Annotated in this window: 18 protein-coding genes; 2 read left to right on the top strand and 16 right to left on the bottom strand. The window is 69.7% G+C overall.

Annotation, left to right across the window (positions count from 1 at the left end):
- Positions 1-869 (top strand): glycoside hydrolase family 15 protein (locus M6444_RS00955; RefSeq protein WP_298321987.1); only part of this gene is annotated, 869 nt, incomplete at its 5' end.
- 19 nt (positions 870-888) lie between these two features.
- On the opposite strand, the gene M6444_RS00950 is transcribed toward M6444_RS00955, so the two are convergent.
- The 5 genes from M6444_RS00950 to M6444_RS00930 form a co-directional block, all read right to left on the bottom strand.
- On the bottom strand, positions 889-1,524 hold the full coding sequence (locus M6444_RS00950; RefSeq protein WP_298321985.1) for an NAD(P)-binding domain-containing protein: 636 nt from the start codon (positions 1,522-1,524) through the stop codon (positions 889-891).
- 73 nt (positions 1,525-1,597) lie between these two features.
- Complete coding sequence (locus M6444_RS00945) at positions 1,598-3,478, bottom strand: ABC transporter ATP-binding protein (RefSeq protein WP_363326192.1); 1,881 nt, start codon at positions 3,476-3,478, stop codon at positions 1,598-1,600.
- An 86-nt stretch (positions 3,479-3,564) separates the two neighbouring features.
- Complete coding sequence (locus tag M6444_RS00940) at positions 3,565-3,885, bottom strand: hypothetical protein (protein WP_298321981.1); 321 nt, start codon at positions 3,883-3,885, stop codon at positions 3,565-3,567.
- A gap of 217 nt (positions 3,886-4,102) precedes the next feature.
- Positions 4,103-4,324, bottom strand: a complete 222-nt coding sequence (locus M6444_RS00935; protein WP_363326191.1) for a helix-turn-helix domain-containing protein — start codon at positions 4,322-4,324, stop codon at positions 4,103-4,105.
- 124 nt (positions 4,325-4,448) lie between these two features.
- On the bottom strand, positions 4,449-6,047 hold the full coding sequence (locus tag M6444_RS00930; RefSeq protein ID WP_298321977.1) for an ABC-F family ATP-binding cassette domain-containing protein: 1,599 nt from the start codon (positions 6,045-6,047) through the stop codon (positions 4,449-4,451).
- A 158-nt stretch (positions 6,048-6,205) separates the two neighbouring features.
- On the opposite strand from M6444_RS00930, the gene M6444_RS00925 reads away from it, so the two are divergent.
- Entirely contained in the window at positions 6,206-6,886 is a 681-nt protein-coding gene (locus M6444_RS00925; protein ID WP_298321975.1) for an ABC transporter ATP-binding protein, read from the top strand.
- A gap of 3 nt (positions 6,887-6,889) precedes the next feature.
- On the opposite strand, the gene M6444_RS00920 is transcribed toward M6444_RS00925, so the two are convergent.
- The 11 genes from M6444_RS00920 to M6444_RS00870 all read right to left on the bottom strand — a co-directional run bounded on the left by M6444_RS00920 (position 6,890) and on the right by M6444_RS00870 (position 20,742).
- Positions 6,890-8,872 carry a primosomal protein N' gene (locus M6444_RS00920; protein ID WP_363326190.1) on the bottom strand — a complete coding sequence of 661 codons (1,983 nt, stop codon included), beginning with the start codon at positions 8,870-8,872 and terminating at the stop codon, positions 6,890-6,892.
- Between the two features lie 118 nt (positions 8,873-8,990).
- Positions 8,991-10,181 (bottom strand): methionine adenosyltransferase, encoded by a 1,191-nt coding sequence (gene metK, locus M6444_RS00915; protein ID WP_298321971.1) that lies wholly within the window; start codon positions 10,179-10,181, stop codon positions 8,991-8,993.
- Positions 10,182-10,295: 114 nt separating this feature from the next.
- Positions 10,296-11,510, bottom strand: a complete 1,215-nt coding sequence (gene coaBC / locus M6444_RS00910) for a bifunctional phosphopantothenoylcysteine decarboxylase/phosphopantothenate--cysteine ligase CoaBC (RefSeq protein WP_298321970.1) — start codon at positions 11,508-11,510, stop codon at positions 10,296-10,298.
- Complete coding sequence (rpoZ, locus tag M6444_RS00905; RefSeq protein WP_298321968.1) at positions 11,507-11,881, bottom strand: DNA-directed RNA polymerase subunit omega; 375 nt, start codon at positions 11,879-11,881, stop codon at positions 11,507-11,509. The genes coaBC and rpoZ overlap by 4 nt, the downstream gene beginning before the upstream one ends.
- 4 nt (positions 11,882-11,885) lie before the next feature.
- Positions 11,886-12,512 carry a guanylate kinase gene (gmk, locus tag M6444_RS00900; RefSeq protein ID WP_298321967.1) on the bottom strand — a complete coding sequence of 209 codons (627 nt, stop codon included), beginning with the start codon at positions 12,510-12,512 and terminating at the stop codon, positions 11,886-11,888.
- Positions 12,509-12,823 carry an integration host factor, actinobacterial type gene (gene mihF / locus M6444_RS00895; RefSeq protein WP_298321965.1) on the bottom strand — a complete coding sequence of 105 codons (315 nt, stop codon included), beginning with the start codon at positions 12,821-12,823 and terminating at the stop codon, positions 12,509-12,511. The genes gmk and mihF overlap by 4 nt, the downstream gene beginning before the upstream one ends.
- 181 nt (positions 12,824-13,004) lie before the next feature.
- Complete coding sequence (pyrF, locus tag M6444_RS00890; RefSeq protein WP_298321963.1) at positions 13,005-13,862, bottom strand: orotidine-5'-phosphate decarboxylase; 858 nt, start codon at positions 13,860-13,862, stop codon at positions 13,005-13,007.
- Positions 13,859-14,929 carry a quinone-dependent dihydroorotate dehydrogenase gene (locus M6444_RS00885; protein WP_298321961.1) on the bottom strand — a complete coding sequence of 357 codons (1,071 nt, stop codon included), beginning with the start codon at positions 14,927-14,929 and terminating at the stop codon, positions 13,859-13,861. The genes pyrF and M6444_RS00885 overlap by 4 nt, the downstream gene beginning before the upstream one ends.
- Positions 14,926-18,231: a carbamoyl-phosphate synthase large subunit gene (gene carB, locus M6444_RS00880; protein ID WP_298321959.1), complete on the bottom strand. Its 3,306-nt coding sequence runs from the start codon at positions 18,229-18,231 to the stop codon at positions 14,926-14,928. Before carB ends, M6444_RS00885 begins: the two co-directional genes overlap by 4 nt.
- Entirely contained in the window at positions 18,224-19,372 is a 1,149-nt protein-coding gene (carA, locus tag M6444_RS00875) for a glutamine-hydrolyzing carbamoyl-phosphate synthase small subunit (protein WP_298321957.1), read from the bottom strand. The genes carB and carA overlap by 8 nt, the downstream gene beginning before the upstream one ends.
- Positions 19,369-20,742: a dihydroorotase gene (locus M6444_RS00870; protein WP_298321955.1), complete on the bottom strand. Its 1,374-nt coding sequence runs from the start codon at positions 20,740-20,742 to the stop codon at positions 19,369-19,371. The genes carA and M6444_RS00870 overlap by 4 nt, the downstream gene beginning before the upstream one ends.
- Positions 20,743-20,751 lie beyond the last annotated feature (9 nt).

Genomic DNA, 20,751 nt, shown 5'->3' with positions numbered 1-20,751 from the left:
GTGGCGAACGGCGCTTGGCCGAGCACGAGCTCGATTGGCTGAGCGGCTACGAAGACTCCAGTCCGGTGCGCATCGGCAACGCCGCGGCCGAACAGGTCCAGATCGACGTGTACGGCGAGGTGATGGACACCCTCGCCCGCGCCCGGCGGCACGGAATGCCGCTGGAGCGCCATGCCTGGACGTTGCAGGAGCGGCTGCTCGAACACCTCGACCAGGTCTGGGATCGCCCGGACGAGGGGCTGTGGGAGATCCGCGGCGCCCGCCGCCACTTCGTCCATTCCAAGGTCATGGCTTGGGTCGCAGCCGATCGCGCCGCGCAGACGCTGGAGCAGATGAACCTGTCCGGGCAGATCGAGCGCTGGAAGGCGATGCGGGCCACGATCCATGCAGAAGTGATGGCCAAAGGGTTCGACGCCGATCGCAACACCTTCACCCAGTCCTACGGTCATCCGGCGCTGGACGCTGCCCTGTTGCAGATCCCCATCGTCGGCTTCCTGCCACCCGACGACCCGAAGGTGGTGGGCACCGTGGACGCTGTCGCCGACGATCTCATGACCGACTCCGGTCTGGTGCTGCGGTACCGCCCCGAGCACAGCATCGACGGGCTTCCCGGCGACGAAGGCGCGTTCCTGGCGTGTTCGTTCTGGATGGTGGAGGCGCTGTACCTCACCGGCCGCACCGGACGCGCCCAGGAGCTGTTCGATCAGCTGCTGACCCTGCGCAACGACCTCGGCCTGCTCGCCGAGGAGTACGATCCACGCATCGGCCGGATGGTCGGCAACTTCCCCCAAGCGCTGAGCCACATCCCGCTGGTCACGGCCGCGTATCTGTTCTCCGACATGCCCGCGCCGGCCACCGGATACGCCTGATCGGCCTCCGGGGGCCCGATCAGGGTGTGACGATCTTGACCGCGCTGGCGAAGCCGCTGCCGAGCTTGTCCTGCAGCGCCATGTGCAAGAACCCCAGATGTTCCAATTGCTGCGCGCGGCGCAGCGGCCCGGCATCGATGGCACGCATCCCGGCGGCCGCCACGAGCGTGGTCACCTGCTGCTTGGCGGCCTCGTCGTCGGAGGCGACCAGAACGTCGAGTGGCTGTCCGGAGACCGCACCGTTGACCAGCGTCGCGGCGAAAGTGGTGTTGAAAGCCTTCACCACTGCGACGTCCCCAGGCAGCCTGGCCGCGATCTCTCGGGCGGCCGACGAGTCGGGCGGGGTGACCAGCCGGTCGAACGACGCCCAGTCGATCGGGTTCGTGATGTCGACGACGATCTTTCCGGTCAGGTCTCGACCACGCTTCTCGACGAAGTCGACAGCCCCCTCGTACGGGGTCGCCAGGACCACGACCGCACCGCCGATCGGGTCGTCGGCGCTGCCTGCAGTCGCGGCGCCCCCGAGCTCGTCAGCCAGGCTGGTGGCATGCTCGGCCGTGGGCGCGAGGATCTGGAGCTGTTCGACCTCGCCGACCCAGCGCGTGCCGATACCACGGGCCATGTTGCCCGCTCCGATGATCGTCACCGTCGTCATGGGTCACCCCCGGGGGTCCGCACGGTTCCCTGCTGACGTTCCTCCTCTGCGCAGGTACCCATGTCCGCCGACGTCAATCGGCGGTCACCGGCTCGTGCTGGCCGGCGAACTGCGTGGCGTACAGCTCGGCGTACTGGCCGCCCGCGGCCAGGAGTTCGTGATGGGTGCCCCGCTCGACGATGCGCCCGTCGTCGACCACCAAGATGGCATCGGCGTCGCGGATCGTGGACAGACGGTGCGCGATGACCAGCGACGTCCGTCCGGTCAAGGCGTTGCGCAATGCCTGCTGGACCGCCGCTTCGGACTCGGAGTCCAAGTGCGCGGTCGCCTCGTCGAGCACGACAACCTGCGGCGACTTGAGCAACAGCCGGGCGATGGCCATGCGCTGTTTCTCGCCCCCGGACAGGCGGTAGCCGCGGTCACCCACGATGGTGTCCAGGCCGTCGGGCAGCGAGGCAACCAGCCGCCCGATCTGGGCCGCGTCGAGCGCGGCCAGGAGTTCGTCGTCGGTGGCGTCCGGGCGAGCGTAGGCGAGATTGAACCGGATCGTGTCGTGGAACATGTGGGCGTCCTGGGTGACGACCCCGACCGCTTGATGCAGCGACTCCAGCGTCACGGAGCGCACGTCGACATCCCCGATGCGCACCACCCCCGAAGTGGGGTCGTACAACCGCGACACGAGGTGGGTGATGGTGGATTTGCCTGCGCCGGAGGCGCCCACGAGCGCCACCATCTGCCCCGGATCCACCCGGAACGACACACCGCGCAAAACCTGCTCGGGCGCCGACGTCTCGGGCCGCGCGACCGATTCCAGTGAGGCCAGCGAGACGTCGTCGGGCCCGGGATAGCTGAACTCCACGTCTTCGAACTCGATGGACAGCGGCTCGGACCGGTCCAGCGGCTTGGCACCCGGCTCGTCGCGCACCATCGGCTCCAGATCCAGCACCTCGAAGACCCGCTCGAAGCTCACCAGCGCGGTCATGATGTCGACCTGGACGTTCGACAGCGCGGTCAGCGGTCCGTAGAGCCGCGTCAGCAGGGCCGCCAGCGCGACCAGCGTGCCGACCTGCAGCACGCCGTCGATGGCCAGCCACCCGCCGATGCCGTAGACCAGCGCGGTGGCCAGCGAGGCCAGGAAGGTCAGGCCGAGGAAGAAGTACCGCGCGTACAGCGCCTGGATCACGCCGATGTCGCGCACCCGGCCCGCGGCCCGGCCGAACTCGTCGTTCTCGGCCTCGTAGCGTCCGAAGATCTTGACCAGCAGCGCCCCGGAGACGTTGAAACGCTCCGTCATGGTCTGGCTCAACTGAGCATTGAGCTGCATCGACTGCCGGGTGATGTCGGCCAGCTTGCGCCCGATCACGCGTGCGGGCAGCAGGAACAGCGGGACCAGGACCAGCACGACGAGGGTGATCTGCCACGACAGCACGATCATCGCGCCGAGCGCGAGCACCAGGGTCACCACATTGCTGACGACCTGCGACAGCGTCCCGGTGAACGCCTGCTGGGCGCCGATGACGTCGCTGTTGAGACGCGAGACCAACGAGCCGGTCTGGGTCCGGGTGAAGAACGCGATCGGTTGGCGTTGAACGTGATCGAAGATCTGGCGACGCAGATCGAAGATCAGCCCCTCCCCGACGCGCGCGGACATCCAGCGCCCGACGATGCCCAGCACGGCGTCGACCACCGCCAGCGCCGCCACCGCGGAAGCGGCCCAGACCACCACGCGGCGGTCGCCCTGGCTGACGCCGCTGTCGATCAGGACCTTCAGCAGCAGCGGGACCGCAGCCGCCGACGCCGCCGCGGCGACCGTCGTCGCCAGGAAGACGGCCATTTGGAACCGGTACGGGCGCGCATAGCTGATCACTCGCTTCGTGGTGCCCGCCGCCAGGCGCTGATCGGTCACGGACCGATCGCGCGAGAACGACCTGGACGCCATCCACGCCCCGCCCATCGACACCGGCGGCGACCTCCTCAGAAGTTGACGGCTACTCCGAGCCGACAACGTCCTCGACCGTCGCTTTCTTCCCGGCCAGACGGTCAAATGATCATGTTCAGCAGGGAAATGCCACCTCCACCATGCCCGTAAGCCTGTTGCCGCGACAGAAAGGCTGGTGGTGCACCATTGGCGCTGTCACATCTCATAGCGCCACCGATCATGATCATTTTTGGGCGCACTTCGCCCTGGGCTGAGGTTGCGGCCGCTGTCCAGCCGACTGCTACGCCGCACTCAATGCGCGTGACGGCGCGAAGGTACTGACGGAACTCGGCTCCGACACAAATCAAGATCATCAACATACCGGCGAGAATCACGGCGATTCGCCGGGAATGCCAAGCTCGGACCGCCTGGCCGATGATCATGATCTGCGCTCAAAGAGGCCCCGGACATCGAGTTTCGATCACTCGAAATCCACCCCCGCGACTCATGGTCCGACAGGGACCGATGAGCACCTCTCGCACGCAGATGTGCGAGGCTGCGCGTCCGGGGCCGCGCACTCCGGTATTGCTCGCTCGCGGTGGTGAGATCGAGAGTACGGAGGCCACCCTTCCCCCGGCATCTCGACCCAGCCTCGCTGGTTCAGGACTTCTTCTTCGCCTTACCCCGTGTGGCCCCTCCGCGGCCACGTAGATTGACCCCGGACTCGGAGAGAACCCGGTGGACGAACCCATAGGAACGTCCGGTCTCGGCCGCGAGCTCGCGGATACTCCGACCGCTTTCGTACTTCTTCTTCAGGTCAGAGGCGAGCTTGTCACGCTGCCCCCCACTGATCCGCGCGCCCTTTACCAACTTCTCGGCCACGCGTCCTCCCGTTTCGTTGTCCTGCATGACAGAGGACAATGATCCGCCCCATTACCGTTTTTCGCCACTCGAAGACAAGATCATGTCCGGATGGTGCCCAAAACGGGGGTTGGATCACAAACCTCTATGCGAGTGAGACGAGTTCGGCATAGTCGGGGTTCCATAGGTCTTCGACGCCATCGGGAAGCAGGACGACTCGCTCCGGATTGAGTGCCTCGACTGCGCCCTCATCGTGGGTGACCAGCACAATCGCACCGGCAAAAGAACGTAGAGCGCCGAGGATCTCGGCCCGGGAGGCCGGATCGAGGTTGTTCGTGGGCTCGTCGAGCAACAGAACGTTCGCGCTCGAGACCACCAGCGAAGCCAATGCCAACCGCGTCTTCTCACCACCGGAGAGGACGGCGGCAGGCTTGTCGACGTCGTCGCCGGAGAACAGGAACGACCCGAGGACCCGCCGCGCTTCGGGGGCCGGCAGGTCGGGAGCGGCCGAACGAAGATTCTCGAACACCGTCTGCGACGTGTCGAGGGTCTCGTGTTCCTGGGCGTAGTACCCGAGGCGCAGCCCGTGGCCGGCCTCGACGACGCCGGTGTCGGGCGATTCCACGCCGGCCAGCAGCCGCAGCAGAGTGGTCTTCCCGGCGCCGTTGAGGCCCAGCACCACCACCCGGCTGCCACGGTCGATGGCCAGGCCGACGTCGGTGAACACTTCGAGCGAGCCGTAGGACTTCGACAGGCCATGCGCGGTGAGCGGCGTCTTGCCGCACGGAGCGGGGTCGGGGAATCGCAGCTTGGCGACCTTGTCCGAGCGCCGTTGCTCCTCCAGCTCGCCGAGCATCCGGTCCGCACGCCGGATCATGTTCTGCGCCGCCGTGGCCTTGGTCGCCTTGTAGCGCATCCGGTCGGCTTGCGCCTTCAGCGCCGCAGCCTTCTTCTCCGCGTTCGCCCGCTCGCGATGCCGCCTGCGCTCGTCGGTCTCGCGCTGCTTGAGGTAGGCGTTCCAGCCGACGTTGTAGACGTCGAGCGTGGTGCGGTTGGCGTCGAGGTGGAAGACCCGGTTGACGGTGCGATCGAGCAGCGCGACGTCGTGGCTGATCACCACCAACCCGCCCTTGTAGGCGCGCAGGAACTCGCGCAGCCACACCACGGAGTCGGCATCGAGGTGGTTCGTCGGCTCGTCCAGCAGCAGCGTGCTGGAATCGGAGAACAGGATCCGCGCGAGTTCGACCCGACGGCGCTGACCGCCGGACAGCGTACGCAGCGGCTGGCCCAGGATGCGCTCGTCGAGGCCGAGGCTCGCGCCGATGGTCGCGGCTTCGCTCTCGACGGCGTAACCGCCCAGGGCGAGGAATTCCGCCTCGAGCCGCGCATAGCGGCGCATGCCGCGCTCGTGCTCAGCGGCGTCGCTGGAGGCCATCTGCTTCTCGGCACGGCGCAGGCCGGCGACGACGACGTCCAGCCCGCGGGCGCTGAGGATACGGTCACGGGCGATGACGTCCGGATCGCCGGTCCGTGGATCCTGCGGCAGGTAACCGACGTCGCCGAGGCGAGTGACGGTGCCGGCGGCCGGCTGTCCCTCGCCGGCGAGGATGCGCGTCAGCGTGGTCTTGCCCGCGCCGTTGCGGCCGACGAGGCCGATCTTGTCGCCGGGGCCGACGCGGAAGCTGGCGTCAGCGAGCAGGATCTGAGCGCCTGCGCGCACCTCGACCTGGTGTGCAGTGATCATGTGGAACGAAACTCTCCGTGGCGTCGCGTGGTTGATGCGGTCGTCGAGCTGGCAGCGGACACGACGCGCTAATCGGCCACGGTCATCATGCCCGCCAGTCTATGCGAATCGGTCAAGTGCATTTCGGTGCTGCGCTGCGCCCCTCGTAAGGTCGACACATGACGGTCGAGGTACGCGGGGTCACACACAGCTTCGGCAACCGTCTGGTGCTGCGCGAGGTCGACGTCGAGCTCACCGAGCAACGCGTCGGCGTGATCGGCGCCAACGGGTCGGGCAAGTCCACGTTCGCTCGGCTGCTCAACGGCCTCGTCGTGCCCGATTCCGGGTCGGTGCGTGTCGACGGCATCGACACCCGCGACGATCCAGCAGGCGTCCGGCGACGCGTCGGGTTCGTCTTCACCGACCCCGACGCGCAGATCGTCATGCCGACGGTGGCCGAGGACGTCGCGTTCGGTCTGCGCAAGCACCACCTGGGTCCGGCCGAGACGGCTCGGGTCGTGGCCGAGGCACTGGACACCTTCGGCCTGACGGCCCATGCCGACCATCCGGCGCACCTGCTGTCCGGGGGCCAGAAGCAGTTGCTCGCGCTGTGCGCGGTCTTGGTGACCGAGCCCAAGGTGCTGGTGTGCGACGAGCCCACCACCCTGCTGGATCTTCGCAACACCCGCCATGTCCTCGATCTGCTGGCCGGGCTTTCACAGCGGGTGGTCCTGGTTACTCATGACCTCGACGCCGCACTGCGGATGGACCGGGTGCTGGTGTTCGACGCCGGCTCGATCGTGTTCGACGGCCCACCGGCCGAGGCGGTCGCCCGGTATCGCCAGATCGTGGCGGCGTGACACTCAGCCGAGGTCGACCGGGTCGATGCGGACCCGCACCGATCCGCCGCTGCGGCGGGCCGAACGCACCCCGGCAGCCGCCCGCAACGCCGCGGCCAGGGCGGTTCCGGAGGCTCGAGGCGCCCGCACGACCACCCGGACGCCGTCGTCGACCGGCGCGGGGCCCAGGACCTCGGCGGCATCGGGCAGCCGGGCCTGCGCCAACAGGTCATCCACGTCGGCGTCGGCTCCAGTGATCTCGGCGACTCGAGCCGCCGGCGGCAGATGCAGGGCGGCTCGCTCGTCCAGCTCACGCGTGGCGAATCCGGCCGGATCCCAGCGAACAAAGGCTTGAACGGCCGGCGCGGACGGCTCGGCCACCACGACGATGCTCCCGCCGTCCGGCCCCGGCCGCACCAGCGCAGCAGCGCGCAGCCAGCGTCGCAGCGCCTCCTCACCGGCGCGCAGGCTCGGGCGGGTCAGCAGGGCCGTACCGTCGAGCAGCACCGCCGCGGCGTACCCGCCGTCGGCCAGCGGCTCCGCACCCGGCGTGGCCACGACGAGCGCGGGCTCGGACCCCACGGACGAGCGCACGGCCTCGCCGCGCGACATCAGTACGGTGGCCCCGGCGAAGGCCCGGCCGAGCTCCTCGGCCGTGCGGCCCACACCCACCGCCATCGCGCGCAAGGCGGCGTACCCGCACTCCGCGCAGCGCCAGTGCGGGTACGCCGAACCGCACCACCGGCACTGCGGCGGCTCGTCGGCCTGTCCCAGCCGTAACGGTCCAGCACACGCCCGGCAGCGGGCCGGTGAGCGGCACCGCCCGCACGCCACGGACGGCAGGTAGCCCGCGCGCGGCACCTGCACCAGGACCGGACCGCGGCTGAGCCCGTCGCGCGCTGCCCGCCAGGCCAGCGACGGCAACCGGGCACTGCGGGCGGCTTCGTCGCGGGCCAGCTCCCGATCGTCACCGGTGGTGCGGACGAGCGGCGCCAGCTTGCGCACCGTTGCTCGATCCGGCGTCAGTGGCCGGGCCCACCCGGTGCTCAGCAGGAGCTCGGCTTCGGCGGTGCGGGCGAACCCGCCGACGACGGCGGCGGCTCCGGTCTGGTGCGCCCGCAGGAGCAGGACCTCGCGGGCGTGCGGGTACGGCGCGCGCGGTTCTGCGTGCAAGTCGTCACCGTCGTCCCAGATGCACACCAGACCCAGCCGATGGACGGGGGCGAACGCTGCTGCCCGCGTGCCCACGACCGCTCCCACCGACCCGCGCCGCACCGCCAGCCAGCGCGCGTAGCGCCGAGCTGGGCCCGCGTCGGCTTCCAGCGCGACGTGTCGCCCGTCGCCCACCAGCGCCACCAGCGCCGCCTCGACCCGGGCCACGTCGCGGCCATCGGGCAGGACGACCAGCGCGCCGCGGGAGCCGGCCAAGGTCGCCGCGATCATCCGGGCGATCAGATCCGGCCAGTCCGCAGCTGGGCCGGGGTTCCACACCGCCCGGGGCGTTCCCCCGGCCGCCAGCGACGCCAACAACGCCGGGCCGTCGACGTGATCGGCCCAGGCGCCGGGCGCCGGCGCTGCTGGGGGCGCGAGCGGCTCGGGCGACGGTTTGCGCTCGGTGGTGGCGTGGCGCTGCGGGATCGCCAGGCGCAGCACGTCAGCGAGGGTACCGGCGTATCGATCGGCGACGGCGCGAGCCAGCCGGGCCACCTCGGGCGTGAGCACCGGCTCGGCGGACACCACCCGGCGCAGCCGGGCGAGCTTGCCGGTGTGGTCGCTCTCGGCCGCCCGTTCGATGATGAAGCCGTTGTGGTCGGCCCCGGCGAAACGCACGGACACCCGCGCACCGACCACCGCATCGTCGGCCATCGACTCCGGCACGAGGTAGTCGAACGGCCGGTCGAGGTGCGGCAGCCCGAGGTCGACCACGACCCGAGCCACGGGCAGCTGGGCCGCCACCGCCTCGGCCGGGCGGGCAGCCCGGCGGCGCTTGGCGGCAGGCGCGGCCACCAAGGCCGGCTGCTCAGGCTCGGGTTCGCTCACACCGGTGTTCTACAGCACGTCGCGGACACGCCGGACGGCAAGGCTGCCGCCGAGCCGGCCGCGGCGTGAACTTCGCAGACCGCGGTCAACCGGCGGCTGCTTGCAACGCCTCGACACGATCGGTGCGCTCCCAGGTGAAGTCCGGCAGTTCGCGGCCGAAATGGCCGTACGCGGCGGTCTGGGCGTAGATGGGGCGCAGCAGATCGAGCATGCCGATGATGGCCGCCGGCCGCAGGTCGAACACCTCGGTGACCGCCGCCTCGATGCGCTGCACCGGCACTCGTTCGGTGCCGAAGCATTCGAGGAACAGCCCGACGGGCTCGGCCTTGCCGATGGCGTAAGCCACCTGCACCTCGCAGCGCCGCGCCAGCCCGGCGGCCACGACGTTCTTCGCCACCCACCGGGTGGCGTACGCCCCGGAGCGGTCGACTTTGGACGGGTCCTTCCCGCTGAACGCGCCCCCACCGTGGCGGGCCATGCCGCCGTAGGTGTCGATGATGATCTTGCGGCCGGTCAGACCGGCATCGCCCATCGGCCCGCCGATCTCGAACCGGCCCGTGGGGTTGACGAGCAGCCGGTAGTCGTCGGCGTGCAGGTCGAAGCTGCGCAGCACCGGCTCGACCACCTGCTCGCGCACGTCGGGAGTCAGGAGCCGGTCGAGGTCGATATCGCTCGCGTGTTGCGTGGAGATCACGACCGTGTCGAGACGGACCGGCCAGTCGCCGTCGTACTCGATGGTCACCTGCGTCTTGCCGTCGGGCCGCAGGTACGGCACGGCGCCGGACTTGCGCGCCGTCGTCAACTGTTCGGCCAGGCGGTGCGCGACGATGATCGGCAGCGGCATCATCTCCGGCGTCTCGTCGCAGGCATAGCCGAACATCAGCCCCTGGTCACCGGCGCCCTGCAGGTCCAGCGGATCTTGATCGCCCTCCACCCGGTGCTCGTAGGCCGAATCGACCCCCTGGGCGATGTCGCGAGACTGAGCGTCGATCGACACCGACACACCACAGGACAAGCCGTCGAACCCCTTGGTCGACGAGTCGTAGCCGATGCCGAGAATCGTCTCGCGCACGATGCCGGGAATGTCGGCGTACGCCACCGTCGTGACCTCGCCTGCCACGTGGACCAGCCCGGTGGTCACCATGGTCTCGACGGCCACTCGGCTGGCGGGGTCGTCCTTGAGCAGTGCGTCGAGGACCGCGTCGCTGATCTGGTCGCAGATCTTGTCCGGATGACCCTCGGTGACGGATTCAGATGTGAACAGGCGTAACGACACGACCGGCCCCCTAGATGTGAACCCGCAGCGGGCTCTCGAGACGATACTTTAAGCGACGCGCAGGACAGAGCAGAAGAATGCCCGGGTCACGCGCCCGCGCCGGGGCCGGTGTCGTCAGCTCAGGCGGTCGCGCACGAGGTCCCACACGACGTGGGCCAAGGCGGATTTCGGGCCCCGTTCCACCGGGACCGACGTGCCGTCGGCGCCCAGGATCACCGCTTCGTTCTGGTCGGACTCGAATCCGCGATCGACGCCGACCTCGTTGACCACGAGGAGATCGCACCCCTTGGCCGCCAGCTTCGCCCGCGCATGATGCAACACGTCGCCGGTGTCGTCGCCGGTCTCGGCTGCGAACCCCACCACCACCTGGCCGGGCCGCGCGCGGTGTGCGGACAGGTGGGCCAACACGTCACGGGTGCGCTCGAGCTCGATGGTCGGAGCCGAACCGTCGTCGGTCTTCTTGATCTTGGCCGAGACGTACTGCGCCGGACGGAAGTCGGCGACCGCCGCAGCCATCACCACCGCATCGGCCTCGCGCGCGGCGGTGATCATCGCCTCGTACAGATCAGCCGCGGAGGTGACCCGGACGACGTCGACACCGGCGGGATCGTCCAGCTGGACGTTCGCCGCGACCGCCGTGACCCGGGCTCCACGGGCGGCTGCGGCCCGGGCCAGGGCGTAGCCCTGCCGCCCCGACGACCGATTGCCCAGGAATCGCACCGGGTCGAGGAACTCGCGAGTGCCGCCGGCCGAGACGACCACGTGCCGCCCGCTCAGATCGGGCTGGGCACCATGAGTCAGCACGTCGTCGACGAGCCCGGCGATCTGGTCGGGTTCGGGCAGCCGGCCCTTGCCCGAGTCGACACCGGTGAGCCGCCCGACCGCCGGCTCGACGACGATGGCGCCGCGCCGGCGCAACGTGGCGACGTTGGCGACGGTGGCCGGGTGCTCCCACATCTCGGTGTGCATCGCCGGGACGAAGATCACCGGCCCGCGGGCGGTGAGCAGCACCGAGGTCAACAGATCGTCGGCGCGGCCCGTGGCGGCCCTGGCCATCAGGTCGGCCGTGGCCGGTGCGACGACCACAGCGTCGGCCTGGCGCCCGAGGGCGACATGCGGCACCTGGTGCACGTCGTCGAACACGTCGTGGGCCACCGGCCGCCCGGACAGCGCAGCCCACGTCGGCGCACCCACGAACCGCAACGCGGCCTCGGTAGGCACGACGGTGACGCGGTGGCCGGCCTCAGTGAGCCGTCTGAGCACGTCGGCGACCTTGTAGGCGGCGATACCGCCCGCGACGCCGAGCACGACCTCAGACGGTGCGCTCACTCCTGCTCGGAATCGGAATCGGATTCGGTGTCGTCGGACTCGTCGTCGATGGCTTCGACGGCCACCGCGGTGGCCGGAGTACCGGGCCGCACCTCAGGCGCGGGCTCAGCCGGGTCGACCTGCTCGGCAGTGAGCAGACCGGCGTCGATCTCGCGCAGGGCGATCGACAGCGGCTTCTCTTGGACGTGCGTCTCGACCAACGGGCCGACGTACTCGAGCAGCCCCTCGCCCAGCTGCGAGTAGTACGCGTTGATCTGGCGCGCGCGCTTGGCGGCGTAGATCACCAGGCTGTACTTGGAGTCGGTCTTGGCGAGCAGATCGTCGATCGGCGGGTAAGTGATGCCCTCGGCAACGCCTTGGGTTCCGGACACGCTCTCATGCCTCCGGGCGGGTAGATGGGGAACCACTCGTATGAGTGAGGTGCGCTGAATTCATCAAGTCTACCAATTTCCGGCAGACCTGTTCGACGTCGGTGTTGACCAAGGTGATGTCGAACTCGGACTCCGCGGCCAGCTCCTCACGAGCGGTGCGCAGCCGGCGTTCTCGCTCGGCTTCGGACTCGGTTCCACGGCCCACGAGCCGGCGGACCAGCTCGTCCCAGCTCGGCGGAGCCAGGAACACGTACAACGCGTTCGGTAAGGACTTGCGGACCTGGCGTGCACCCTGCAGGTCGATCTCGAGCAGCACCGAACGGCCCTGCGCCAGGGCGGCCTCGACCGGTGCGCGCGGCGTGCCGTACTTGGCGCGACCGTGCACCACGGCCCACTCGAGGAACTCGCCCCGCTCGACCATGCGGTCGAACGTCTCGTCGTCGACGAAATGGTAGTGCTCGCCGTCGACCTCGCGCGGACGCGGCGGTCGCGTCGTCCAGGACACCGAGATCCACAACTCCGGGTGTGCCGCCCGCAGCTTCTTGACGACGGTGGTCTTACCGACAGCGGTCGGCCCCGATAGGACGATCGCCCGTGGGGCCGACCGCGGATTCGACGTGTGCAGGCTCAACCGCCGAAACGCTCGATGAGAGCCGCGGACTGGTTCGCACCCAGGCCACGCACTCGGCGGGTCTCGGCGATGCCGATCTCTTCCATGATCTGCTTGGCGCGGACTTTGCCCACACCTGGCATCGACTCGAGCAGGGCGGAGACCTTCATCTTGCCGATGACCTCATTGGTCTCGCCTTCTTTGAGCACGTCGCCGAGCCGTGCGCCGGCGTTCTTCAGGCGGTTCTTGACCTCCGCACGCTCCCGGCGAGCTTCAGCGGCCTTCTCAAGCGCAGCCGCACGCTGTTCGGGAGTCAAGTTGGGGAGCGCCACGAGCGGGTCACCTCTGTTGTGTCTGTAGGGATTTTGTCGGACAACGTCTCTGTGTGAATTCCACAGCGACCATTGAGGAACCTAGCGACTGAACCGCCAGGTCAGCAACGCGATCCACGGTACCTGCCCCGAGCACTCCTCGGTACAAGGTCTCCCGCGTGTCGTGTCGCATGTCGTCAGATTAGCCCTGTTCACGGCTTGGTGAACCCCCAACGAGCACCTGTTTCACCGCATCACGGGCCGAAGCGGCGGCCGCACGAAGGTCATCGGGGTCCGGTCCGGCGGTCAGCACGCTGCGTGAGAAGGCCGGAAGTACCGAGGTCAGCGCGGCGCCGAACACGCGCGGTAGGTCGTGCGGGGTGGCGCCTTGCGCGCCCAGGCCGGGGGCCAGCAGCGGTCCGCCGACGTCGAGGTTCTCGGTGGTCACACCGAGAGTCGCGCCCACGACACAGCCCACGCTCCCCCACCCTTCGCCCTGGCGGTTGGTCTCGCGAACGTGGTCGAGGACGGTTCCGGCCACCGTGCGCCGGGTGGCACCCATCGCCGATTGCACTTCAGCGCCCTCCGGATTGGACGTCAGTGCCAGCACGAACACGCCGTTGCCGTGGGTGAGCGCCATGTCGATCAGGGGCCGCAGCGAACCGAAGCCCAGGTACGGCGACGCGGTGACGGCGTCGGAGCACAACGGCGACGACGGGTCGAGGTAGGCCTCGGCGTAGGCCTGGGCCGTCGAGCCGATGTCGCCTCGCTTGGCATCCATGAGCACCAGAGAACCGGCCTCGCGAGCCCCGGCCACCACGCGCTCGAGCACCGCGATGCCCTTGGAGCCGTGCCGCTCGAAGAAGGCCGACTGCGGTTTGAGCACGGCCACGTCACCGCCCAGCGCCTGCACGACGGCCCGCCCGAAGCGTTCGAGGCCGGCGGGGTCGTCGTCGAAGCCCCAAGCGTGCAGCAGAGCCGGGTGCGGGTCGATGCCCACGCACAACGGGCCCCGAGTTCGCATCGCCGTACGCAGCCGTTCACCGAACGTCATGGTCATGTGTCGTCCTCGTGGAGTACGGCCAGCTCACGCTGGATCCGGGCGGGCCAGGTCGGGCCGCCGTAGACGAACCCGGTGTAGGCCTGCAGCAGGGTCGCACCGGCGTGGATCCGCTCGCGGGCGTCGTCGGCCGTCGTGATGCCTCCGGCAGCCACGAGCACCAGGCGCTCGCCCGCGGCCGCCCGCAGGATCTGCAGCACCTCGAGCGAGCGCCGGCGCAGCGGCGGCCCGGACAACCCGCCTTCACCCGCCGCGGCGACCTCAGCTGGCGAAGAGACCAATCCGGTCCGCGTGGTGGTGGTGTTGGTCGCCACGATGCCGTCCAGGCGCAGCTCGAGGGCCAGCGCGGCGATGTCGCGCACATCGTCGTCGCTGAGGTCCGGGGCGATCTTGACCAGCAGCGGCACGTGGTGCGCGGTGACCTGGTCGGCTTGGCGGCGTACCGCGGCCAGCAGCGGCCGTAGCCGTTCGACGGCCTGCAGGTCGCGCAGGCCGGGGGTGTTCGGTGAGCTCACGTTGACGACGAGATAGTCGGCGTACGGTGCGAGCAGCCGGGTCGACGCCTCGTAGTCGGCGATCGCGTGGTGCTCCGGCACCGCCTTCGACTTGCCGATGTTCACCCCGACCACGATCGGCAGCGCCGACCGTCGCCGGCGCCGGCGCGCCAGCCGGGCAGCCACCGCGGCCGCACCGTCGTTGTTGAAGCCCATCCGGTTGACGATGGCCTGATCGGCGACCAGCCGGTGCAGCCGGGGCCGCGGGTTCCCCGGCTGCGGCATCGCCGTCACGGTGCCGACCTCGACGAACGAGAAGCCCAGCGCACCGAGCGCATCGATGCACACCGCGTTCTTGTCGAAGCCTGCCGCCGCCCCCAACCGGCCGGGAAACCGCAACCCGAGCGCCTCGACGCCGAGCCGGTCGGCCTCCGGCACGAGCCGACGCCAGGCCTGCGCGGCGGCAGCGGGCACCCGGGCCGCCGCGCGCATGCCGGTGATCGCCGCGCGATGAGCCGTTTCAGCGTCCATCCTGCTCAAGAGGCTGTCGAAGAGGCGTGCGTACGTGTTCACGCGCTCATCCCGCGCCGCACGATCGCGCTCCACGCTTGCAGCGACCGGACACCGATCGAATTGGCCCGGATCGCCTCGATCCCCTGCACTGCGGCAGCCAGCCCCTGCGTGGTGGTGATGCACGGGATGTTCGCCTGAATGGCGGCGGTTCGGATCTCGTAGCCGTCGGCGCGAGGGCTGCCCCCGGTGGTCGTCCCGCTGGGGGTGTTGATGATCAGGTCGACGTCGCCGGCCAGGATCCGCCCGATGATCGTAGGCGTGCCGTCCGGTTCGTGGCCGACCCAGCGTTTGCGCACCACCTCGGAGTCCACGCCGTTACGACGCAGCACGTCGGCCGTGCCGGCCGTGGCGATGATCCGGAAGCCCAGGTCGGCCAGACGCTTGACCGGGAAGATCATGTGTCGTTTGTCGCGGTTGGCCAGCGAGACGAACACCGTTCCCGACGACGGCAGCGCGCCGAAGGCGGCAGCTTGCGACTTGGCGAAAGCAGTGCCGAACAGCTCGTCGATGCCCATGACCTCGCCGGTGGAACGCATCTCCGGGCCGAGCAGGGTGTCGACCGTGCGCCCGTTGGGCATCCGGAACCGGTTGAACGGCATGACCGCCTCTTTCACCGCCACCGGGGCGTCGGGCGGCAGGTCGACGCTGTCGCCGGTGGGCGGCAACAAGCCTTCGACTCGCAAGTCGGCCACCGTGGCCCCGAGCATGACCCGAGCCGCGGCTTTGGCCAGCGCCACCCCGGTCGCCTTGGAGACGAACGGCACCGTCCGCGAGGCTCGCGGATTGGCCTCCAGGACGTAGAGGACGTCCCCGGCCACGGCGTACTGGACGTTGAGCAAGCCCCGCACGCCAACGCCGCGGGCGATCGCCTCGGTGGAGGCGCGGATCTGTTCGAGCTCGTCGCGCCCGAAGGTGATCGGCGGCAGCGCGCACGCGGAGTCACCGGAGTGGATCCCCGCCTCCTCGATGTGCTCCATGACGCCACCGAGGTACAGCTCCTCGCCGTCGAACAGCGCGTCGACGTCGAGCTCCACCGCATCGTCGAGGAACCGGTCGACCAGGACCGGATGCTCCGGACTGGCATCGGTGGCCCGCCCGATGTAGTCGGCGAGGGTCGCCTCGTCGTACACGATCTCCATGCCGCGCCCGCCCAGCACGTACGACGGACGCACCAACACCGGGTATCCGATGTCGGCCGCGATGACCTTGGCCTCGGCGAACGAGCTGGCCGTGCCGTGCTTCGGCGCCGGCAGCCCGGCGGCCTGCAACACCCGGCCGAAGGCGCCGCGCTCCTCGGCGAGGTCGATCGCCGCGGGCGTCGTCCCCACGATGGGCACCCCGGCCTCCTCCAGCGCCTTGGCCAGCCCGAGTGGGGTCTGCCCGCCGAGCTGCACGATCACCCCGGCGACCGGGCCGGCCTGCTGCTCGGCGTGCACGATCTCCAGAACGTCCTCGAGGGTGAGCGGCTCGAAGTAGAGCCGGTCGGAGGTGTCGTAGTCGGTGGAGACCGTCTCGGGGTTGCAGTTGACCATCACGGTCTCGTAGCCGGCATCGTGCAGCGCCATGGCGGCATGGACACAGGAGTAGTCGAACTCGATGCCCTGCCCGATCCGGTTCGGCCCACTGCCGAGGATGATCACCGCCGGCTTGTCGCGCGGAAGCACCTCGGTCTCTTCGTCGTAGGACGAGTAGTGATACGGCGTGCGCGCGGCGAACTCCGCGGCGCAGGTGTCGACGGTCTTGTACACCGGGCGCACACCCAGCGCGTGCCGTACGCCCCTGATGACGTCTGCGGAGGTGGCCCGCAGCGCGGCGATCTGCGCGTCGGAGAATCCGTGCCGTTTGGCCGTCTGCAGCAGCTGCGCGGACAGCTCGGCCGAGTCGCGCACCTTCGCGGCGAGCTCGGTCAGCAGCACCAGCTGGTCGAGGAACCACGGGTCGATTCCGGTCACCCGGTACAGCTCCTGCACCGACACCCCGGCGCGCAGCGCATCGACGACGTCACGCAGCCGGCCGTCGTAGGCACGCCCGACCTTCCCGGCGAGCTCGGCGGCATCGCCGGGCGGCGAAACGAAGTCGAGCGGAGCGCTCGCGTTCTCCAGCGAGCGCAGCGCCTTCTGCAACGCCTCAGTGAAGTTGCGCCCGATGGCCATGGCCTCGCCCACGCTCTTCATGTGCGTGGTCAGCGTCGTGTCGGCGGCTGGGAACTTCTCGAAGGCGAACCTCGGCGCCTTGACCACGACGTAGTCGAGGGTCGGTTCGAACGACGCCGGCGTCTGGCCGGTGATGTCGTTCGGAATCTCGTCCAGGGTGTACCCGAGCGCGACCTTGGCCGCGATCTTCGCGATCGGGAAGCCGGTGGCCTTGGACGCCAGCGCCGACGAGCGGGAGACGCGCGGGTTCATCTCGATGATGATCATCCGCCCGGTCGAAGGCTCGACGGCGAACTGGATGTTGCACCCGCCGGTGTCCACGCCGACCGCGCGGATCACGGCGATCGCCTGATCGCGCATGGCCTGGTATTCGCGATCGGTCAAGGTCATCGCCGGCGCGACGGTGATGGAGTCGCCGGTGTGCACGCCCATCGGGTCGATGTTCTCGATCGAGCAGACGATGACGACGTTGTCGGCGCTGTCGCGCATCACCTCGAGCTCGTACTCTTTCCAGCCGAGGATCGACTCTTCGAGCAGCACCTCGGTGGTCGGCGACGCGTCGAGCCCGCTGCCCGCGATGCGGTACAGATCGTCCTCGTCGAAGGCCATCCCGGAGCCGGCGCCGCCCATGGTGAACGACGGCCGGACGACCACCGGATAGCCCAGCTGTTCGACGGCGGCCAGGCACTCGTCCATCGAGTGGCAGATCACCGAGGTGGCCGTCGAGCCGCCGATCTCGTCGACGATCTTCTTGAACGACTCTCGGTTCTCACCACGCTCGATCGCCTCGATGGAGGCACCGATCAGCTCGACGCCGTATCGTTCCAGCACACCGCGCTCGTGCAGCGCCATGGCCGCATTCAGCGCCGTCTGCCCACCGAGAGTGGCCAGCAGGGCGTCCGGGCGCTCGGCGGCGATGACCTGCTCGACGAACTCGGGGGTGATCGGCTCGACGTAGGTGGCGTCGGCGATGTCCGGGTCGGTCATGATCGTGGCCGGATTGCTGTTGACCAGGATCACGCGCAGGCCCTCGGCGCGCAGCACTCGGCAGGCCTGCGTGCCGGAGTAATCGAACTCGCACGCCTGCCCGATGACGATCGGGCCGGAGCCGATGACCAGGACGCTGTTGATGTCGGTACGCCTAGGCATGCGCGCGTGCTCCGTTTCCGTTTGCCGTCGACAGGACGTCGGCGAACCGGTCGAACAGGTACGCGGCGTCGTGCGGACCCGCGGCCGCCTCGGGGTGATACTGCACCGAGAACGCGCTGAGCTTTCCATCCGGCCCGGTCAGGGCGAGTCCTTCGACGACGTCGTCGTTGAGGCAGACATGGCTCACCTGCGCCTGGCCGTAGGGCGTCTGCACGGGGTGATCGAGCGGGGCGTCGACGGCGAACCCGTGGTTGTGCGTGGTGATCTCGACCTTGCCGGTACTGCGGTCCTGCACCGGCAGGTTGCTGCCCCGATGGCCGTAACCGAGCTTGTACGTCCCGAAACCCAGCGCCCGGCCGAAGATCTGGTTGCCGAAGCAGATGCCGAAGACCGGCAGCCTGCGCTCCAGTGCGCCGCGCACCACGGCGACCGGCCCGTCGGCGGTGGCGGGGTCGCCGGGACCGTTCGACAGGAACAACCCGTCGGGCTGCAGTGCCACCACGTCGTCCAGCGACGACGACGCCGGCACGACGTGCACCTCGATGCCGCGCTCGGCCAGGCGCATCGCCGTCATCCGCTTGATACCGAGATCGAGCGCGGCGACGGTGAACCGGCGCTCGCCCTGGGCCGGGACGACGTACGGCTCGGCCGTGCTGACTTCACCGGCGAGATCGGCGCCGAGCATGGCCGGGCTGGCCAGCACCCGCTCGAGCAGAGCGTCGGTGTCGGTGCTCACGCTGGAGATGCCGACGCGCATCGCGCCGCGTTCACGCAGGTGCCGAGTGAGCGCCCGGGTGTCCACACCGCTGATGCCGACCACGCCCTGGTCTCGGAGCTCGTCGGTCAGCGGCCGTTTCGAGCGCCACGACGACGGGATGCGGGCCGGTTCGCGCACGACGTAGCCGGCCACCCAGATCCGCCCGGACTCCGGGTCGTCGTCGTTGATGCCGGTGTTGCCGATGTGCGGCGCCGTCTGCACCACCACCTGCCGGTGGTACGAGGGGTCGGTCAGAGTCTCCTGGTAGCCGGTCATGCCGGTGGTGAACACGGCCTCGCCGAACGTCTCGCCGGTGGCGCCGTACGCCTCGCCCCGAAACGTCCGCCCGTCCTCGAGCACCAGGACTGCGCTGCCGGCGGTCATGGGGTACCCCCCTTCGGTGATCGTTGGCGTGAATTGGTCGTCATGGCCGCCGAATCTCGCCAACGATCACCGAAGCTGTGGGTCACGCGCCCACGCAGGAACGTCGCGACGACCTCGCCGGGCAGCTTCATCCCCGCGTACGGCGTGTTGCGAGACAACGACGACGACGCCCGCGGATCGACGATGCCGGAGGCCGCAGGGTCGACCAGCACGATGTTGGCCGGCTCGCCGGCCGCCAACGGCCGACCGTGCACCTGCCCGCCGACCGCGGCCGTGTCACAGCGCCCGATCCGCGCCGGTGCGTAAGACATTCGATCGGCCACCCCGGCCCAGTCCAGCATCCCGGTGTCGACCATCGTGTGCTGCACGACCGACAGCGCCGTTTCCAGCCCGAGCATGCCGAACGCGGCGGCGTCCCACTCGCAGTCCTTGTCCTCGACCGGGTGCGGCGCGTGGTCGGTGGCCACGATGTCGATGGTGCCATCGGCGAGCCCCTCGCGTACGGCGGCGACGTCGTCGGCCGTGCGCAGCGGCGGATTGACCTTGTACCGCGGGTCGTAGGTGGCCACCAGGTCCTCGGTGAGCAGCAGATGATGCGGCGTCACCTCGGCGGTCACCGGCAACCCTCGCTGCTTGGCCAGCCGGACGATCTCGACCGACCCGCGCGTGGACAGGTGACAGATGTGCACCCGCGACCCGACGTGCGCGGCGAGCAGCACGTCACGGGCGATGATCGCCTCCTCGGCCACCGACGGCCACCCGCGCAGGCCCAGCCGTCCCGACAGCTCGCCTTCGTTCATCTGGGCGCCTTCGGTCAACCGTGGCTCCTGGGCGTGCTGGGCGATCACGCCGTCGAAAGCCTTGACGTACTCCAGTGCCCGGCGCATCAGCACCGCGTCGGACACGCAGGTGCCGTCGTCGGAAAACACTCGGACCCCCGCCGCCGAGTCGGCCATCGCGCCCAGCTCAGCCAGCCGGCGGCCTTCGCGCCCGACAGTGACGGCCCCGACCGGGCGGACGTCGGCGTGCCCCGCCTCGCTGCCGAGCCGCCAGACCTGTTCGACGACCCCCGCGGTATCGGCGACCGGCTCGGTGTTGGCCATCGCGTGCACCGCGGTGAAACCGCCGCGGGCGGCGGCCAGGGTCCCCGACTCGACGGTCTCGGCGTCCTCGCGCCCCGGCTCGCGCAGGTGGGTGTGCAGGTCGACCAGCCCGGGCAAGGCGATCAAGCCGTCCGCGTCGAGGACCCGCGCCCCGGCCGCCTCCAGCCCCGACCCCGTCTCGGCGATCACGCCGTCGCGCAGGAGCAGATCCGACGGCTCCTGGCCGAGCACCCGGGCACCGGTGATCAAGATCGATTCGCTACTCATGCCAGTCCC

Source organism: Haloactinopolyspora sp. (assembly GCF_027324685.1).
GTDB lineage: Bacteria > Actinomycetota > Actinomycetes > Jiangellales > Jiangellaceae > Haloactinopolyspora.
Note: the sequence above shows the minus strand (reverse complement) of the source record. Positions and strands in the feature narration are given on the sequence as shown.

What these genes read in the sequence shown, in the direction of transcription:
- M6444_RS00870 (WP_298321955.1), bottom strand. Translation starts at nt 20,742, where the DNA reads ATGAGTAGCGAATCGATCTTGATCACCGGTGCCCGGGTGCTCGGCCAG.
- M6444_RS00930 (WP_298321977.1), bottom strand. Translation starts at nt 6,047, where the DNA reads ATGATCACTGCACACCAGGTCGAGGTGCGCGCAGGCGCTCAGATCCTG.
- carB (WP_298321959.1), bottom strand. Translation starts at nt 18,231, where the DNA reads ATGCCTAGGCGTACCGACATCAACAGCGTCCTGGTCATCGGCTCCGGC.
- carA (WP_298321957.1), bottom strand. Translation starts at nt 19,372, where the DNA reads ATGACCGCCGGCAGCGCAGTCCTGGTGCTCGAGGACGGGCGGACGTTT.
- pyrF (WP_298321963.1), bottom strand. Translation starts at nt 13,862, where the DNA reads ATGACCATGACGTTCGGTGAACGGCTGCGTACGGCGATGCGAACTCGG.
- M6444_RS00925 (WP_298321975.1), top strand. Translation starts at nt 6,206, where the DNA reads ATGACGGTCGAGGTACGCGGGGTCACACACAGCTTCGGCAACCGTCTG.
- M6444_RS00950 (WP_298321985.1), bottom strand. Translation starts at nt 1,524, where the DNA reads ATGACGACGGTGACGATCATCGGAGCGGGCAACATGGCCCGTGGTATC.
- M6444_RS00945 (WP_363326192.1), bottom strand. Translation starts at nt 3,478, where the DNA reads ATGGGCGGGGCGTGGATGGCGTCCAGGTCGTTCTCGCGCGATCGGTCC.
- M6444_RS00940 (WP_298321981.1), bottom strand. Translation starts at nt 3,885, where the DNA reads ATGATCATCGGCCAGGCGGTCCGAGCTTGGCATTCCCGGCGAATCGCC.